The 18,753-nt window shown below is 45.4% G+C and carries 9 protein-coding genes; 4 read left to right on the plus strand and 5 right to left on the minus strand.

Annotated elements, in window-relative coordinates; all coding sequences use genetic code 11:
- Window positions 1-43: 43 nt before the first annotated feature.
- Window positions 44-5,173 carry a translocation/assembly module TamB domain-containing protein gene (locus tag AC59JT_RS02555; RefSeq protein ID WP_497395817.1) on the minus strand — a complete coding sequence of 1,710 codons (5,130 nt, stop codon included), beginning with the start codon at window positions 5,171-5,173 and terminating at the stop codon, window positions 44-46.
- A 204-nt stretch (window positions 5,174-5,377) separates the two neighbouring features.
- Between AC59JT_RS02555 and dnaE the strand changes: the two genes are divergently transcribed.
- The 4 genes from dnaE to AC59JT_RS02575 all read left to right on the plus strand — a co-directional run bounded on the left by dnaE (window position 5,378) and on the right by AC59JT_RS02575 (window position 12,622).
- Complete coding sequence (gene dnaE, locus AC59JT_RS02560; protein ID WP_497395819.1) at window positions 5,378-8,962, plus strand: DNA polymerase III subunit alpha; 3,585 nt, start codon at window positions 5,378-5,380, stop codon at window positions 8,960-8,962.
- Window positions 8,963-9,489: 527 nt separating this feature from the next.
- Window positions 9,490-9,810 (plus strand): thioredoxin, encoded by a 321-nt coding sequence (trxA, locus tag AC59JT_RS02565; protein ID WP_497395821.1) that lies wholly within the window; start codon window positions 9,490-9,492, stop codon window positions 9,808-9,810.
- 70 nt (window positions 9,811-9,880) lie between these two features.
- Window positions 9,881-10,801 (plus strand): DUF58 domain-containing protein, encoded by a 921-nt coding sequence (locus AC59JT_RS02570; protein WP_497395823.1) that lies wholly within the window; start codon window positions 9,881-9,883, stop codon window positions 10,799-10,801.
- 351 nt (window positions 10,802-11,152) lie between these two features.
- Window positions 11,153-12,622 carry a glycoside hydrolase family 130 protein gene (locus AC59JT_RS02575; RefSeq protein ID WP_497395825.1) on the plus strand — a complete coding sequence of 490 codons (1,470 nt, stop codon included), beginning with the start codon at window positions 11,153-11,155 and terminating at the stop codon, window positions 12,620-12,622.
- Between the two features lie 235 nt (window positions 12,623-12,857).
- Here the strand turns inward: AC59JT_RS02575 and AC59JT_RS02580 are convergent, their stop codons facing one another.
- The 4 genes from AC59JT_RS02580 to AC59JT_RS02595 form a co-directional block, all read right to left on the minus strand.
- Window positions 12,858-13,868, minus strand: a complete 1,011-nt coding sequence (locus AC59JT_RS02580) for a glycosyltransferase family 4 protein (protein ID WP_497395827.1) — start codon at window positions 13,866-13,868, stop codon at window positions 12,858-12,860.
- Window positions 13,865-16,150: a glycosyltransferase family 4 protein gene (locus AC59JT_RS02585; protein ID WP_497395829.1), complete on the minus strand. Its 2,286-nt coding sequence runs from the start codon at window positions 16,148-16,150 to the stop codon at window positions 13,865-13,867. Before AC59JT_RS02585 ends, AC59JT_RS02580 begins: the two co-directional genes overlap by 4 nt.
- Before the next feature lie 248 nt (window positions 16,151-16,398).
- Entirely contained in the window at window positions 16,399-17,598 is a 1,200-nt protein-coding gene (locus AC59JT_RS02590; RefSeq protein WP_497395831.1) for an aspartate aminotransferase family protein, read from the minus strand.
- Between the two features lie 121 nt (window positions 17,599-17,719).
- Entirely contained in the window at window positions 17,720-18,712 is a 993-nt protein-coding gene (locus AC59JT_RS02595; RefSeq protein ID WP_497395833.1) for a DUF2341 domain-containing protein, read from the minus strand.
- Window positions 18,713-18,753: the final 41 nt, after the last annotated feature.

Below are 18,753 nucleotides of genomic sequence, written 5' to 3' on the forward strand. Positions count from 1 at the left end.
TTCGAGTGCCTCAGCATGACACCCCCTTGTTCGTTATAACGTATTAATTCGCTTTCACCGAGTCGGCCGCTGTTTTGGCATCCTGGCTTTTTTCTATTTGTTCTTCTTTTTTCTCGCGTTCTTCTTTTTGCTCCTTGTAGCGTTTACGCGCTTCTCGGTCTTCACGACTGCGGCGGAAGATCTGGATAAAGCGGTTATAATCCACCGTCAGCGTAAAGCCTACGCCGGTTTCGATGATCTGGCCCTGTATAACCACAAACTGCTCGCGGCGATAAGCGCGTAACATGTAACGTCCGTCCTGACTTAACTTATAATTCACCGAAAGGTTTCCGGCAATGTTATTGGTCTTCTCGCCGGTTTGTGCGCCTTCCAGGTTAAAGTTATTGCCTACGGTCACGGTTAGGCGGTCATTAAGGAATCGTTTAGATAGGCCCACGTTCAGATCGGTTCGGTTAGTGGCGGTGCCCGATGAGTAATCTTCGCCGGATGATAAACCGAAATCCAGGTCGACACCAGCTATCAGGTTGCCAGCCAGTTTGTTTAACTGGTCGCTCAGTAAACTGCTCACACTACTTCGTATTGCGCCGTTAACTCCACCGCCGCCGCCCTGGCTTTGCAGCGGGTTTTGGCCAATAAAGTGGCCCAGCACCAGTACGCCCAGCACTTGTTTATTTAATTCGTTAGGGTCTTGCCGTACCTGGTTCAGGCGGGTGTTAACGGTGCTTATTACCGTAGGCGATACGGTGTAAGTGCTATCCGGCAATACAATGTCAAAAGTAATTTCTGGTTTCAGCAACTCGTTACGCAGGTTCAAATTTACGTTGAACGGTAATTTTTGTTTGTACTGCACCGCGTTTTCAGAACCGGCCAGCTGGTCGGCTACCAAATCAATTGGCGGTACGTTGGCAACGTAAATAGCCGTCAGGTTAATATTGGCGCTGGTTGGGTCGCCGGTCCAGGTGATAGTGCTGCCGCGTTTAAAGTTGAATTTACGGTTGACCGACGCGTATGATAGGGCATATGAACCTTCTTCCACGGTATAAGTTCCCGTCAGGTTAATTTTACCGCTCTTATCAATGCCACCGTTTAAACTGGCCGCGCCGCGCAGGTGCACCACGTCGCCGTTACGTTCGTCTATCACAATGTGAAATACGGCGTTTTTACTTACATTAATATTTGCCGATACGTCCATGCCGGTAACGTCCGATTTTTTGAGTGAATCCAGTTGTCGCGCCAGCAAAATAGAGTCGAGCTTCGGTGTATCCTCGTCATAAAACTCAACTACGCCTTTTCTGTCCTCGATACCCGGGTCGGTGCCCGGCAGTACAATGGTCATGTCGGTTTTATCATTTACGGTCAAGGTCGCATCAACAACGGGTGAGGTTTGCGTACCGCGAATTTTGATATCTGTATTGATATACAGCTTACCGTAGAATAGTTTGTTATCTGCCCGGGTAGAGTTAACCACGCGGAAGTTTTCGGCGTGAATATCCAAACCGAATTTAAAGTCGGTAAAGGTTTTGGTGTAGAGTGTACCCGATACGATGGCTTTGTTGCTGGTAGAATCAACCATCGTGAAATCTTTAAAATAGATGCCCTCCTCGTTAAAGGTGATGGTTTCGCGCGGCATGGTGAAGTAGGAGTTGAGCATCGAAACGTTAAAACCAACCTGGTTAAAGTTTACATCGCCCCGCACCACAGGCGCGCTTGGTGTGCCGGTTATTTTCAAGGCGCCGGTAATATTACCCTTCGCGTTGCGGATGGCGCCAAAGCTAAAGCCTTCAATACTTTTCATGTTGAGGTTGACGATGGCCAGGTTCAAATCCATGCGACTGGTTGGCGCGGTATAGTAAAGGCCGGTCAGATCAACCTGGTTACCCTTGCCGGTAATGCTCACATTGGCAGCGTAGGCATCAGCCGTTTGGTTATTTACTTTTAGGGCGATGTTGCCCACGGTATCGCCTTTAAAGCTGAAGTCGGTAACGTTCATATCCGCCGTAAACTTCATGCTTTTATCCAGATCGCTAATGCGGGCATTGCCGTTGATAACGCCACCTACCTGCAGCGAATCCTGCTGGGCCATGGTGGTGATGGTTTCTATCTTAAAGTTTTGGAAGTTTACCGTAATAGGCGAGTTTAACTGCGGCGAAGAGCTGTTAATGCTCAGCACCTGGTTGGCATTGGTCAAATTCACATTTCGCGCCAGCAAACCTTTATTGCCAAATTGGAGAGCATTGTCGGGGTTAACCGTCCAGGCCACATAGTTTAGCAATAAGCCGTTTTGCACAAAGCTAAACTGGTATTGATTTGGCAATGCGCTAAATACGCCGGCAATGCGGTAGCGTTCTTTTTTGGCAATATCGCGCACCTGTAAGCTGATGTTTAGCTTATTATTCTGCGCGTTACCGGTAATGCTGGTATTGAGCAGATCTATGCTTGAAGATGCTTTGATCTCATCAGCGGTAATGCTGTAGTTAAGCGCATTGTTAGCCGTGTTTAGGCCCAGTTTAAAATTGTTGACCACGTTTGTACCGTATACAATTTTGCTGGCCCCGCCGTTCACCACAAACTCACCACTCTGACTGTTAAAACGGCCGCTGAGATTGATGGGGTCAAGCTGTTTCAGGTCGGGCAGGAACTGGGTAAGCAGCGGCGTTTTCACCACGCGCAGTCTAAAGGTAAATTGCTGCGGCGGGTAAGCCGGTTTTTTTGCCACGGTAGTAGCTACGCCGGTGCTGGCCAGGTTCATGTCAAAGTATTTGTTGATCATGTCCTGCATGGCAGCGCCAATTTGCGTTAACTGGTATTTACCGGCCAGTTTAGCGCTGGCGATAGGCGTTTTTAAGCGTAGTGTACTACTATCGGCATTGGCGGTTGATACAATGCTGATGGTATCCATCTTAATGCGCTGATCTTTATTAACCACCAGCAGGTCAGTTATGTTGATAGTGCCATTCAAATAATCCGGATCTGCCGTAGGCACATCGGCCACAATTTTACCATGTAAGCGCAGCGGATCTTTGCTGAAATGCAGTTTTTGCAGATCGATACTATCCAGTAAAATGTTGCCCTTAACCGATGGATATTTTTTATTCAGGTTGGCCGCCAAATCGATATTGAAGTTGATGTTCGGATCCTTCATGCGGGCCACAGCGGTGTAGCTACCGTTAACGGCGGTACCTTTCATTACCAGGTTTTGGTAGTTGTAACCGTTAACGTAAGCGCTGGCTAGATCACCATTAAATTGCAGGCTTGCGGTTTTTGGGTCGATACCGCGTCCTTTAACATTAGCCGACATAGTGATCATCCCCACAGTTTGCGGTTGCTTGGTTAAAGCACCAACGTTTAGTTTATTGGCTTTGATATTAGCGGTGTAAGTAGCCGCTTTTTTATTGTTGCCGTTTTTAAGCGTAGCGACCAAATCCACCGCGCCATAACTTGAGCGCAGGTTTAGTTTGGTGTTGAAAGTATACATGCTGCCTTTAAAGATGCCTTTCAAATTCATTTGAGCCGGCACACTTACGTTTGCCGGGATGGTGCCTTTGGGAACAAGTTTGTTGATATCTGCTGCGCTGGTGTTAAAGTCTTGCAGGTTTACATCAAAGTAGGCTTTATTCATGTCCGGCAATCCGCGCAGTTTGGCGGTGGCTTTGATGTGGGTATTGCCCAGGCCGCGCACTTCAAACTCGGGGATGTTCAGGTTATCTACCCGGCCGTCAATCCTTCCATTTAAAGTAAATACCGCGTTTGGCGAACTTTTAAATGGTTCCATGCTGCTCATGGTTGGCATTAGTAGCAGAACATCTTTAAGCGCTATTTTGCTGCCGTTCAGGTTAGCTTTGATGCCCAGTTTGCCGGGATCTTTGCTTAATGATTCGATAGACGGGTAGGTAACTTCCAGCTCTTTTTGGATAACGGTGCGTGGGGTTTCCAGTAGCAGGTCTTTTAAGTAAGCGCTTTTTGGTCCGTATAAAAATTCGGTGTGAAATTTATTGATGGCCAGGCCGCTTTTCTCGTTAAATGTAAACTTGTTCACCTTACCCTTAATGGTATCCGGGCTGTAGGACAAGTCCTGAATATCAGCATTCAAGCCATGAATATCCATGTGCGCGTAGTCCAGTCCTTTTTTAATCGGCGCCTGTGCGTCATTATCAAACTTAATATCATTATTACTGAATTTGATGCTGCCCAAAGTAGCCCGCCAGGCACTTTTGTTAGGGTTTGACGCCAGCGTATCCAGTTTCTTAATAGCCTTATCAACCGCCTTGGCTACCGTTTTTGGTTTGGCGAAAACTAAAGCGGCTTTGGTATCATTCAGTTCGATGGTTTTGATGCCTACGTTTTGGTTTTTGAGGTCGATCTTGTCCATATCAACCAGTAACTTGCTCAGGTCAACATTGGCGGTCATTTCGCTGCTGCGGTAGTCAACTTTTATTTTTTGCAGATCGATGGTGCCTAGCGAAAGATCAAGGTTTAAAGGCGTAGTAGCCGTATCAACCGCGGCCACCTGCGCTATGCTCGAGCCCGCCGGCGTTTGGATAACCTTAGCGTATACGCCCGAAAGGGTGATCTTAGGCACGGTAAACTTCATTTTTTCCAGGTCGAAATCCTTAACCCGGGTATCAAAGTGGCCGAGGATGAATTTAACATCATTACCGGTGGTGAGATCCTTATAGGTAACATTAATGCGGTCAAGGATGATCTTATCCAGCGAGAACTTCATGGTGGAGGTGGTGTCCTCGGGCTTCGGTTCTTTTTTCTGTTCGCCGGCAAAGGCTTTAATAATATAGTCGAAGTTGAAGGTGCTATCCGCCCCGCGGTAAATTTTGGTGGTGATGCCCTGCAGGTTTATTTCGTTTATCTCTACCTGGCTTTTCAGCAATTTCAACATGCTGATGTCTACTTTCAGCTTGTCGCCCGCTATAAGGGTGTCTTTTTTCTGATCTTCAAAATAAACGTCCTCCAGCACCAGCATTTTAGGCAGGCCCAGGCTAATGTGGCCAATCTCAACCTTAGTATGAATTTTATTTTCTAAGAAAGTAACCGCTTTGTTTTTAACGAAGTTTTGTACGGCGGGTATCTGTATTAAAACCACCACAAGCAACACCAGGATGATGACACTTGCAATTATCCACAAGATGGTTTTTAAAGCTATACGTCCAAATTTTCCCAATTTTATATGTATTTCAAAGGTTAGTGCTGCGCAAGAGTCAAGATGCAAGAATCAAGAGTCAGGACTCTTTGGAGCGGAATTTAATAGCATCTTGGCTCTTGAATCTTGGTTCTTGATTCTCAAAACCTACTTTTCAACACATTAACCTACCAACTTGTTTTTTGGTAACTTTGTATTTCTCCACTTTTTAAGGATTTTTTTACGATGCCGGAATTTTCGCACTTACACGTACATACCCAGTTTTCCTTGCTTGACGGTGCTGCCGATATATCAAAACTATATAAAAAGGCGGCGGCGGATGGCATGAAAGCCCTGGCTATTACCGACCACGGTAATATGTTCGGCGTGTTTAAGTTTGTGGCCGAAGCCGGCAAGCATAACGTAAAACCCATAGTAGGCTGCGAGTTTTATGTGGTGGACGATCGCCATCGTAAGCAGTTTACCAAGGAGAAAAAGGACGTGCGCCGTCACCAGCTTTTCCTGGCTAAAAATCCCGAAGGTTATAAAAACCTGGTGAAGCTGTGCAGCTATGGCTACATGGAGGGCCTTTATAGCAAATGGCCGCGTATTGATAAGGAGCTGATACTAAAACACCACAAGGGCCTTATTGCTACCACCTGCTGTATTGGTGCCTCGGTACCGCAAACCATATTAAAAGGTACGCCCGACGAAGCCGAAGCCGAATTTAAATGGTGGCTTGACCTTTTTGGCGAAGATTACTACATCGAGCTGCAGCGTCACGAGATCCCCGAGCAGGAGATCATTAACCAGCAACTGCTTAAATACGCTAAAAAGTACAATGTAAAGGTTATATGTTCAAACGATTCGCACTACGTGGATCAGCAGGACAGTAACGCTCACGATATTTTGCTGTGTGTTAACACCGGCGATATGCAAAGCACGCCTATAGCTACCGATGAAGAAGGTGGTAAGGGCTACCGCTTTGGTTTCCCTAATGACCAGTTTTATTTTAAAACACAGGCAGAGATGGGGCAGCTGTTCCATGATATTCCTGAATCGTTAGATAATACCAACGAGATCGTAGATAAGGTAGAAACGCTGAAACTAAAGCGCGACATCTTGCTGCCCAACTTCGTTATCCCCGACGAATTTAAAATACACACCACTGCCGATGCCGATACGCTTAACCAGTGGGAATATTTAAAGCACTTAACTTTTACCGGCGCTAAGGAGCGCTATATCGATATAACACCCGAGGTTGAAGAGCGTATCAATTTTGAACTGTTCACCATACGCACCATGGGCTTTGCCGGCTACTTTTTAATTGTGGCCGACTTTATCAAGCATGGGCGAGATATCGGCGTGTTTATCGGTCCGGGCCGTGGTTCGGCAGCGGGGTCGGTGGTGGCCTATTGTACGGGTATAACCAATATCGACCCGATGAAGTACAACCTCCTGTTCGAGAGGTTCCTGAATCCCGACAGGAAATCAATGCCCGATATTGATACCGACTTTGACGACTCTGGTCGCCAAAAGGTTATTGATTATGTGGTTGAAAAATATGGCAAGAACCAGGTAGCGCAGATCATCACCTACGGTTCTATGGCCGCCCGTACCAGTATCCAGGACGTGGGCCGGGTGTTGGATATGCCACTAAGCGACGTTACTGCGATCAAAAAGCTGGTGCCCGATACTTTAGGCATCAACCTGAAGCAAGCTATTGAGCAGGTACCCGAACTACAGGAGATATACAAATCAACTGATCTGAAAGGCGTTGTTCTTCGCGAAGCGGAAAAGCTGGAAGGATCGGTACGTAACACCGGTGTGCACGCGGCGGGAATCATCATCGCGCCGTACGACTTGACGGACATTGTTCCGGTCGCGACAGCAAAAGACTCTGACCTGCTGGTTACCCAATATGATGGCCGTGTAATTGAAGATGCCGGCGTTATCAAGATGGACTTTTTGGGCCTTAAAACCCTTACCATATTAAAGGACGCGCTAAAGCTCATTAAGCAAAATCACGGTGTAGAAATTGATATTGACTACATCCCGCTTGATGATCAGGAAACTTTTGAACTTTACCAGCGTGGCGACACTAACGGTACTTTCCAGTTTGAGAGCGACGGGATGCAAATGTACCTGCGCGAGTTAAAGCCCGATAAGTTTGAAGACTTAATTGCCATGAACGCCCTTTATCGCCCGGGGCCGATAGAGTATATACCCAACTTTATCAGTCGTAAACACGGCCGTGAAGAAATTACGTTCGATTTGGACGACATGGAGGAATATCTGGGCGAAACCTATGGTATTACCGTGTACCAGGAACAAGTGATGCTTCTGTCGCAAAAACTGGCCGGCTTTAGTAAAGGCGATGCCGACGTTTTGCGTAAAGCCATGGGTAAAAAGCAAATTGAGGTGTTGAACAAAATGGAGGCGCAGTTTATGGACGGTGCCATGGCCAAAGGGCACCCCAAAGATAAGCTAACCAAAGTTTGGACTGACTGGAAAGCATTTGCCCAGTATGCGTTCAACAAGTCGCACTCTACCTGTTATGCTTTTGTGGCCTATCAAACCGCTTATTTGAAAGCGCACTACCCGTCGGAATACATGGCCGCGGTATTGAACAACCAGAACAGTATGGAGAAGATCACCTTCTTTATGGAGGAGTGCCGCCGTATGAATATTGAGGTATTAGGGCCCGATGTTAACGAAAGTTATATGGCTTTTACCGCTAATAAGGCGGGTGTTATCCGTTTTGGGTTAACGGGTGTTAAAGGTGTGGGCGAAAAAGCCGTAGAAAGCATTATTGACGAACGTATAGAACGCGGTCCTTACAAATCGGTATATGATTTTGCGCAGCGATCAAACACCCGCAACGTAAACCGTAAGGCTTATGAGAATTTGGTTTATGGAGGCGCTTTTGACAATTTCGGGATTCCGCGCGCACAATACTTCGCCAAATCAGAGAACGTACCGCTTACCGGCGTTGAGCGTTTGATCAAATATTCCAACGATTATCAAAACACGCAAAACAGTTCGCAATCATCATTATTTGGTGGTTCGGTAGCATCCTATATTCCGGAACCACCAATGCCCGAATGTGAGGACTGGGGCCTGATAGAAAAGTTGAAGTTTGAGAAGGAGGTTATAGGTATATATTTAACCGGGCACCCTTTGGACAACTATAAGCTGGAAATGGAACGCTATTGTAACAGTACCATTGCCGACCTGAAAAATATGCAGAAAGCGCGTTCGGGCGAGGGAGGAGAGGACGTTATGTCAGCTTTTGCGGCCCTGCGTAAACGCGGAGAGATAGCCATAGGCGGCCTGGTAGGTAACGCCCAGCATAAAATGACCAAAACAGGTAAGCCCTTCGGCACTTTTGTGTTAGAGGATTATAACGAATCGTACGAATTTGCCCTCTTTGGGGATGATTACGTGAAGTTTAAGGCTTTGATGGTAAACGGTTATTTCCTCCATATTAAAGGTAATATCGAAGAGAAATTCCGCCAGAAGGATAACTGGGATCTGCGCATAAGCACCATGAGCCTGTTATCAGAAATGCGCGATAAATTAACCAAATCATTAACCGTATCGTTAGAGCTGCATACCATTAACGACCAATTATTGAGCGACATTGAGGCGGCAGTAAATAATAATAATGAGCGATACCCGATGAAAAACTGTACCCTGCGTTTTGTTATAAAGGACAGGGAAGAGGCTATGTTGGTAGAGATGCCTTCAAAAACCTACAAAGTAAACCCAAGCGATGATTTGATGGCCGATATTTTTAACATCACCAACATTCCCGCTGTTTTAAATTAAAAAATTTTCGCGTTGAATAACACGTACTTAAAGGCCACAATGGCATTTTGTACAATAAAGCTGTAACGTTTAGATTGAATTAACCGTTAAGGGGTATTTAATAATTCGTTAATACGTTTGCGTTAAAGGTTGTGTTTTGTAACAAATTTGAAACACGGACAACCGCCGAACTGTTATTTGCGTAATTGCATCAATATGGATAAACCGTTTCTACGTTGTTACAAATGTAATCAGCCATATCATTATCGCCTTCCGAGGCCGTGGCTATTTCGTAACATTTTGTTTTTTTTGCCGATCAAAACCTTCTTCTGCGCTAAGTGCGCTAAGGCTCGTAGTTTGTGGATAACCGATAAGGAGAACCGCAAATACCAGGATCCATCTGCCGGATAATCAAAAATTTGTCATTAACCCTGCATGGTGTAAAACTTACGTCATTGTTAGTAATTTCTTTGTCAGATTGTCAGTACGGCACTTGTGGCAAGCTATTTGAATATCCATATTTGTTAAATAATTAAAACATAGAAATCATGGCTTTAGAAATAACCGACGCAAACTTTGACGAATTGGTACTTAACTCAGACAAACCTGTACTTGTAGACTTTTGGGCAGAATGGTGCGGTCCGTGTCGTATGGTTGGTCCGGTAGTAGAAGAAATTGCTAAGGAATACGAAGGCAAAGCAGTTGTAGGCAAAGTAAATGTTGACAACAACCCAGGCATATCAGTTAAATTTGGTATCCGTAATATCCCGGCATTACTGTTCTTCAAAAACGGCGAGATCGTTGACAAACAGATCGGTGCTGTACCAAAATCAGTACTGGCTGATAAATTGAGCAAACAATTAGCATAAGCTATATAATTTAAAGTATTAAAAGCGTTGCAATATATATTGCAGCGCTTTTTTTATTTACTTTAGTGATATGTCGCAGTTAAATGACGATCAGCACGTACGCCAACTAGCCAACCTCGAACTACTGGCCCGCCAGGTGGTTGAAGGCTTTATTACCGGTCTGCATCAAAGCCCTTTTCACGGTTTTTCGGTAGAGTTTGCCGAGCATAGATTGTATAACAGCGGCGAATCTGTAAAGAATATCGACTGGAAGCTATTTGCCCGTACAGATAAGCTGTTTGTTAAGCAGTTTGAAGAAGAAACCAACCTACGCTGTTATTTGCTGCTGGACACCTCATCTTCCATGAATTTCCCGGAAACGGGCACCAGCAAACTGGAGTTTTCTATCTATGCCATCGCTTCGCTGATGTACCTGTTTAAAAAGCAACGCGACGCTTACGGGCTGTGTTTGTTTTCGGACAAGGCCGACTGGCTGAGCCCGGCAAAATCGGCCACAACACACCTTTTTTATTTATATGCCGAACTGGAGAAACTCTTCGCTTCGCCTAAGCAAAACACGGCTACCAATATCACCGAAGTACTGCATTATGTAGCCGACCAGGTGCATCAACGCTCGTTAATTGTTGTTTTTAGCGATATGTTGGAGAATGATCTGAACTCAAATAAAATGCAGGCCTTGTTTGCCGCCATTCAGCATTTAAAGTTTAAAAAACACGAGGTGGTGATCTTCAACGTGAATGATAAACAAAAGGAACACGACTTTAACTTTGATAATCGCCCGCACCATTTTATTGATATTGAAAGCGGTCATGAAGTAAAAGTGCATCCCGGTAAGATCCGCCAGGCCTACCAAAGCTCGCTGCAACACTATAAGCGTGAGCTGGAATTGAAATGCGCCCAATATCATATTGATTTGATCGATGCTGCTATACAGGATGGTTATTATAATATCCTGCGATCATATTTGATTAAGAGGAATAGTATGGTTTAGAAAGTCCGTCATTTCGACCAACGGGAGAAATCTTATACGCCGGACTGGTTGACTGTAGACCTGGTGTATAAGATTTCTCACTCGTACCTCGTTCGAAATGACATAGGTGGGTTGATTAGTACTCCATCACCAAAAAAACAAATTCCCCAAATCAATTTGCAAAACTTTGTGTTTTCCGCCCCAACAGGGTCTCTCGCAGAGGACCCTGCGCTGTGCCAATTATCTGCCGTACGCAGGGTCCTCTGCGAGAGACCCTGCTAAGACTCGTAAGAACTAAGCACTAAATTCAAATTCCCCAAATCAATTTCCAAATCTTTGTGTTTACAATTAAAACGCACATCAATTGTATATATGAAGTTATCCGTCGAGCGTAAGCCAGTAAGGGTTAATCCCGATTCGAAACGAGTTATTGCCAGATTCTTTTTTAACGGAAATGAGCGGGCTAAGGAGGTGTTGGAGCGAGTAATGAGTATAAGCGAGGAAGAAGCGTTCGCTATCATATCGCCGCTTTTGCAGGAATATTCCAAACGGCACAGAAACATCACCCGCGTTTTAAATCGCCACTGTAGCAAGCTCAAGCCTTTTTTTACCGAACTGGCTATTGATTACGATACCCTGACTGTTTACCGCAAGTTGCTGATAGGTTCGTACTTTACGCACGAGTATTCCATCGAATCGGCCGCGTTTTTCAACCCATCCATCATACAGGACCCCGACCAAACCGAATTGACCGAAGGCGAACGCCGGGTTATTATGAGTTTCAGGGCCGTAGGCGAGGGGCACATTTCATCCATCACCTTCCGCCGCGCTTTGATCGATAAAAATAACAACATTACGGTACTACCTGCCGGGAATTATATTGACGAGGCCGAGATCGTAAGGAATGCGGTATACAACAAAAAGCTGTTTTTTGATAAAGCCGCCATCACCCAGATCAATATCGACGTACTGAAAGACCTGGAATCAAAACTGGATCATCACTTTGAGTACTCCAACCTGCGCCGCATCATTCTCGACTCGCAGAAGCTGCAGGAGGATGATATGAAAAGGCTGGAGTATGATAAGGTACTTTGGCTGGCAGACTCATATTACGAAATTGTTTTCTCACTGGATACCGATATCTCCGACAGGGTAATATTTCCGATATCTGAATATGAGCGTAAAGGTATTGAGGATGCCCGCTTTGTAGAGTTTATTAATGATGACGGCAGCTGTGTGTATTACTCAACCTATACGGCTTACGACGGTGCCTTGATCATGCCGAAACTTTTGCAAACTACTGATTTTTATAATTTTAAAATAATGCCACTATATGGCGCTGGTGCCCAGAATAAAAACCTGGCACTGTTCCCACGCAAGATCAACGGTAAATATGCCATGATATCTCGTATTGATGGCTGCAACAATTATATCATGTACTCGGATAAGATCAATATCTGGGAAAAACCGATACTGCTGCAAAAACCTAAGTTTAGCTGGGAGTTTGTACAGATAGGTAACTGCGGTTCGCCAATTGAAACCAAAAATGGCTGGATTGTGATTACCCACGGTGTAGGCCCAATGCGCCGCTATGTGCTGGGCGCAAGCTTACTGAAGCTTGATGACCCGACGGTAGAGATCGGTCGCCTTAGAGAGCCTATATTGATACCTAACAGCGATGAACGCGAAGGTTACGTACCTAATGTTATTTACAGTTGTGGTTCTATCATCAATAACAATAAACTGATCATCCCTTATGGATTGTCAGATTACTCCACCTCATTTGCCGAAATTGATTTAGATGAGTTGATGGCGAAGTTTGAGGAGGATGGGATTGATTAAAGCAGTTTATAATAACGAAAATACCGCCGGTTCAAGCGTCTACGCTTGAACCTTTTTTATACAAGAGCGTCCACGCTCGCGTCGTAATCTTAGATCATGACGCAAGCGTGGACGCTTGCTTTTATTATAAAGATTGTCATCCTGAGCATAGCGAAGGATTTTATACAACATACAAGTACGGCAGGCAACTCGTCGCTTAAATAAGATCCTTCGCTATACTCGGGATGACAAAAGATTATCTTCCCAATATCTGCTTATACAACCCCAAATAATCCCCCACCATTTTATCACACGAAAACTGCGCCGTTGCCCAATCACAACAAACCTTACGACTAATATTATTAAGCTGATTAACTGTAGCTACAGCCTCATCAACCGTATTAACTAGAAATCCGGTCTCCTCATGTTTGATCAATTCAGGCATGGAGCCACGGTTAAAGGCGATAACCGGCGTGCCGCAAAGCATCGCTTCTGCTACGCTTAAACCAAAGGGTTCATCAAAGCTGATGGGGTGTAATAACGCGGCGGCGCTGCTCAGCAACTTGTTTCGTTTTTCGGGGCCGGCGCTGCCTACGTATACTATCTGCTCATCATCCAACAAGGGTTCTATCTTTTCTTTGAAATACCCTTCATCCTGTACAATCCCTGCAATGATGAGTTTACGCTTGCTTTTTTTAGCGATCTCGATAGATTCCAAAGTTCCTTTATGGGGGTGGATGCGGCCGAAGTAAAGCAAATAATCATCGGGTTTATCATTAAACTTAAAATCCTTTGTATCTAAGCCATTGTACACCGTAGCCAGGTATTCAAGCTCAGGACTACGGTCGGCATTGCTGATAGATACGTAGCTGCCCAAATGATTATACTTTTTATAAACCGGGATGATCTTCTGTGACGAAAAGCCATGTATGGTAGTTATCAACGGCGTTTTTACCAACCCCGAATAAGTAAGCGGTAAAAAATCAAAGTTGTTGTGGATGATATCGAACTGCCCGGCCTTCTCCATCAGGTTGCTGATATGGAGGCACTCCAACACCTTGGCATCCTGTGTGCGATCTTCTTCGTAGCCTTGTTCGCAAATGGCATCCAGTTTACCGGCGGTGATCGAATCGCCCGTGGCAAAAAGCGTAACATCAATGCCGAGTTTAATTAAACCCTCGGCAATGTTTGACGCTACTTGTTCCCACGGCCCGTAGTGCCTGGGCGGTGTGCGCCAGGCAACGGGAGCTAAAAGAGCTACTCTCATTTAACCCCGATGAGCTTATGTGATGACGATACTTTGTTGTATTCGTATTCCAGCTCAAAAGCTTCTAGTACCACTAAGTGCGATATCATGTAGGCCAGCGTACTTTCGGCGCCCTGGTTACGGTTAATACCGGTTGATTCCAGTCCGTCGCAACAACCTTTGGTCTCGTGGTCATATAGCGGCGCGCGCAGCGAGTTTTCGCCCAGGAACCATTTGTACGACAGGAACATTTTTTCGATATGCTCCGGCTTACGGAAAATGCGGTAAGCCTGGAAGTGCATCAGCACCATGGCCATGGTCTCAATAGCTTGTTGGTCATATACCGGGAAGGCACCGCCACGTACATACCAGCCATTATTGCCTACAGGGGCCAGGTAGCCGTTTGACAGCGAAACCTTATCCAGGAATTGCATGGTTTTTAAACCAATTTCTTTCAGGCGTTCGTTACCGGTTATTTCGCAGGCGTGTAGCAGTGCCAATGGTAAAATGGCATTATCATAGGTCATGGTATCTTCAAACCATTGCCAATCCGCACTTTGGTTGGCTTCGTAAGCATTAACCAAGGGTTGGGTAAGGCGTGCCATCTCGTTTACCATGCCTTCGTCTGTAGGGTGGGCTTTTAAATAATAAGCGATGCCGATAATGGTATTAGCCATACCACGTAAGTAAGTTAACGATTTAAAGTGCGGTATAGAATGTTGGAAGATCTCGGTAGCAAACTCGCGGTATGAATTGCTTGAAGCGCCATGGATCAAATAGCCCAAACTCCAGATAGTACGACCGAATGAATCCTCAGAACCTACATCATCCAAATACTGACGATTAAAGCTCAAAAAGTTACGGAAGTTACCATCCTCGGTTTGCATGTAGTGAATGTAGCTGAGGTAGATAGGCAGCAGTTCGAAAGCTTCCTTGCTGTTACTGCGTTTGTGCGCCATCAGCGCCATGATCAAAGCACGGGCGTTATCATCCAAACAGTAACCTTCCTTTAAGTTAGGTATGCCGTATTTAGCGTGTTGCACAATACCGGTATCATCCGTTAAACGTAACACGTGCGCCAGGCTGAATTTCGGCATGATCTCGGGATCGACGATACTGTTCTTCAGTATCTTGTCGCGGAAATCGTGCTCGTAAATGGCTTCCTGGGCCACTTTAATATATTCGGCACCTATAACCGGCCAGCGCAGGTGCAGGCCATATTCGTAGGCGTTTTGTTTGATTTCGGCCAATACGCGGTCCTGGTCCAACAGTTCTATTACAATATCCGCCAGTTGCTCTGCATTTTTAAAATCGAACAAGCGGCCTCGGTTATGAGCCAATAATTCGGTAGCATGCCAGTATGGGGTTGATACTACTGCCGCGCCCGCGCCAACGGCGTAGGACAATGTACCGCTGGTTATTTGTGCTTCGTTTAAGTATGGTGTAACGTAAACTTCGGCGGCTGATAGGTATTGGATCAATTCTTCCTCGGCCACAAATTTGTTAACGAAAGCCAGGTTTTGCGCTACGCCCAACTGGTTAGCCAGCGTTTTCAGGTGGTCACGATATTCCTCGCCCGAGTTTTTGATAACGCCCGGGTGCGTGTTACCCAACACCACATAAGTCACGTCCGGGTGATTTTTGACGATCTTCGGCAGGGCACGTACCACGGTTTCCAGACCTTTGTTGCGGCTTATCAAACCGAAAGTTAACAATACACGACGACCTTTAAACGGTGTTAATTTTTTGATCGGATTGTCTTCCGGTGCTTCCAGATCCGGTACACCGTGTTCGATGATCTGGATCTTATCGGCCGGAATATCATAGATCTCGGTCAGGAACTCCACGGCGCGGTGGCTCATCACAATAATGCGCGATGATTGCTCGGCTATTTCACGGATGATGATGCGCTGTACATAGCTGGGATCTTTCAGTACGGTGTGTAATATAGATATCAGCGGTTTCTCTAACCTGTTTATCAGCGGCAAAATATAGATACCGCTTTCGCCACCATAAATGCCAAACTCATGTTCCATAATTACAGCGTCGGCAGTGCTGGTGTTGATATAATTCGCTGCTCGGATATAGTCTTTCTGATGGTTTTGACGAACGATATATTTAACCTCTTCCGGGTATTCATACTCATGCATGTTCTCCGAATCGGTCAAAGCCACCACGTAATCGCCTTTTAGTAAACCGGATCGTTCGGGGAAATTGGCGCCAACGGCGCGCATAAGGTTTTGATTAAACGTAGCGATACCGCACTCGCGCGGAGGATAGGTTGAGATGTAAGCGATTTTCATATTTTTTGGCAATGTTTTATTAGCAGCCATAGCATTTTTCACAGTTTTTGGTAACACCTAGTACGTTGACTATAATAAAGTGCATTTTTGACCAAAAAAGCGGCATTTACATGCTTAGAACGTACTTTTTAATACTATACCCCATAAATGCATAAACCATACCAATTTGATAGGCTTTAAGAATATGATAATCTGTAATCAAGATAGAGTTTACACGATTGTGTCGTATGGTTCAGTAAGCGAGGGACTTATGCCAAAGCAGGCGCATAGTAATTTATAGCTTCTAAAATCACTTCACAGGCTTTTTCAATTTCGGCAGGGGTAATGACGAGTGGGGGAGCCAAACGCATGGCATTGCTGCAATGTAGAAACCAGTCGGTTATTACGCCGTTGGCGATACAGCGGTCTATTATTTTTTTGTTGAGGTCGAAGTCTTCCAGCTCTAAAGCCAGCATAAGGCCTTTGCCACGTATTTGTTTTATGGCGGGATGAACGAGTGATCTGCGTAACAGCGCTTCTTTTTCGGCTACGCCGGAAACAAGATTATCTTCCAACAAAACCTCCAGCGCCGCCAAACCCGCCGCGCAACAAACCGGGTGACCGCCGAAGGTAGTGATATGCCCCAGGATAGGATTCTCCTTCAAAGCACCCATGATCTGGTTAGATGATACAAACGCTCCGATAGGCATGCCGCCACCTAAAGCTTTCGCCAGCAACAAAATATCAGGCACTATACCAAAATGCTCAAAGGCGAATAGTTTGCCTGTACGGCCAAAGGCGGCCTGGATCTCGTCTAATATTAATAAGGTGCCTGTTTCGGTACAGCGTTGGCGCAGGGCCTGCATGTAGGCCAAATCGGGCACTTTTATTCCGGCTTCGCCTTGTATGGTTTCTATGATAACGCAGGCGGTTTCTTTTGTAATTGATTGAAGATCGTCGGGATTGTTAAAACGGATGAAGTTTACACCCGGTAATAGCGGGCGGTAACCTTGTTTGTATTCCTCGTTACCCATAACACTTAGGGCGCCATTGGTACTACCGTGATAGGAGTTAAGGCATGATATAATTTGCGGCCTGCCGGTAAAGCGTTTGGCCAGTTTCAAGGCCCCCTCAACAGCTTCGGCGCCCGAGTTTACAAAGTATACCGATTGCAGATTGTCCGGCAATACGCTCACCAGCTTCTCGGCAAAGCGCACTTGAGGCGTTTGCACAAATTCGCCGTAAACCATCAGGTGCATGTATTTATCTACCTGGTCCTTTATCGCGTCTTTTACCTTTTGATTGCCGTGCCCCAGGCTGCTTACGCCAATGCCTGATATGAGGTCGATAAAAGGCTTGCCTTCGGCATCGTAAAGGTATACTCCTTCGCCACGCTCAAATTCCAATAACAAGGGGAAATTGGTGGTTTGCGCGTTGTTGGCTAAAAATAATTGGCGAAGGGTTAACATGCCACAAAAATACGGTAAATAGACTTACTAAGTTTAATCAGAAATTTAATTGCTTTTTTTAAAGCCTGATTGAGGGCGTCGCCGTTTTAAAACTTCGTAAGTGTGCTGTCTGCTTATCGAATTAATTTTTCTTCTCGTAGCCCATAATAATTTGCATTTGCTTTTGGTCGATATAGGGCATGACGCTTATGAAAGCAAAGTTATCCCAACTATCATTATCCAAAGTGCGCAATGCCAGTTTTGATGAAAATACCGGCGCTGGTGTGCGTTTTAAAATTAAGGTTGAGTTTTCATATTTGCCGCTAACTTTTTCGCCGTCAAACCAAAAATCAATTTTGTGCCATTTATCGTCAATGCCGGGTATCACGGTTTTGGTAACGGGCGGTATCCGGCGACTGGTGATACCTTCCGCATCAAAAAGTTGAAGGTAATTGGTGCCAATGCCGTCAATATCGGTGTAATCGCCAAAGCAGAGCCAATGGTTCCAGCCGCCAATGCCAGCCTGGGTCCAGTGCTGGTCGCCTTTTTCGCGTTGGTATTGGGTACGCACTGCCATTTTATCGGTTAGCATAAATTTGGCGGTTACCTGGCCCAGTTCGCCATCAGTTTCCTTTAGTTTTAACATGCCGTCGCTTTCCTTAACTTCGCCAATAGATACATTGTCCCATTTATCGCTAAAATCGCCATCTTCAAAATCGTCAAAAAACAGGAAGGTGTCGTGGCCGTCGGCCACCGGTTTGGCATCAGGGTTGCCGTAGTGCATATAGATCTCGTTCTGATCTTTGATTAGCAGCGGTATTTTCACCCAGATTATGCTAATGCCGTTCTCGCCATTCCAATCTTCTATCCAGTATGACAGGCCGTTTCCTCTTAGCGATGGATTGCTTGAAAAGCGGAGATCGGCACCATTGGCAGCCATTTTATTGTAATAGTCGCGGTTTACATATACCCGCACCACCGCGTTACGCACCATTTCTTCACCCGTATATTTAATGGTGATCTTACGCGAGTAGGCCCATTTGTTTTGGGTGGCAGACTGAGCGTTTGCTGTAAAGCTGATGGTGATGAGACTGATAAACAGCGCCCATTTGATAAATAAGGTTTTAAGGGCCATTAAGGTTAGTACTAATTCAATAATCGGTTACTATAAAAATA

The sequence above is a fragment of the Mucilaginibacter sp. A3364 genome, assembly GCF_059690715.1.

What these genes read in the sequence shown, in the direction of transcription:
- dnaE (WP_497395819.1), top strand. Translation starts at nt 5,378, where the DNA reads ATGCCGGAATTTTCGCACTTACACGTACATACCCAGTTTTCCTTGCTT.
- trxA (WP_497395821.1), top strand. Translation starts at nt 9,490, where the DNA reads ATGGCTTTAGAAATAACCGACGCAAACTTTGACGAATTGGTACTTAAC.
- AC59JT_RS02570 (WP_497395823.1), top strand. Translation starts at nt 9,881, where the DNA reads ATGTCGCAGTTAAATGACGATCAGCACGTACGCCAACTAGCCAACCTC.
- AC59JT_RS02575 (WP_497395825.1), top strand. Translation starts at nt 11,153, where the DNA reads ATGAAGTTATCCGTCGAGCGTAAGCCAGTAAGGGTTAATCCCGATTCG.
- AC59JT_RS02580 (WP_497395827.1), bottom strand. Translation starts at nt 13,868, where the DNA reads ATGAGAGTAGCTCTTTTAGCTCCCGTTGCCTGGCGCACACCGCCCAGG.
- AC59JT_RS02585 (WP_497395829.1), bottom strand. Translation starts at nt 16,150, where the DNA reads ATGAAAATCGCTTACATCTCAACCTATCCTCCGCGCGAGTGCGGTATC.
- AC59JT_RS02590 (WP_497395831.1), bottom strand. Translation starts at nt 17,598, where the DNA reads ATGTTAACCCTTCGCCAATTATTTTTAGCCAACAACGCGCAAACCACC.
- AC59JT_RS02595 (WP_497395833.1), bottom strand. Translation starts at nt 18,712, where the DNA reads ATGGCCCTTAAAACCTTATTTATCAAATGGGCGCTGTTTATCAGTCTC.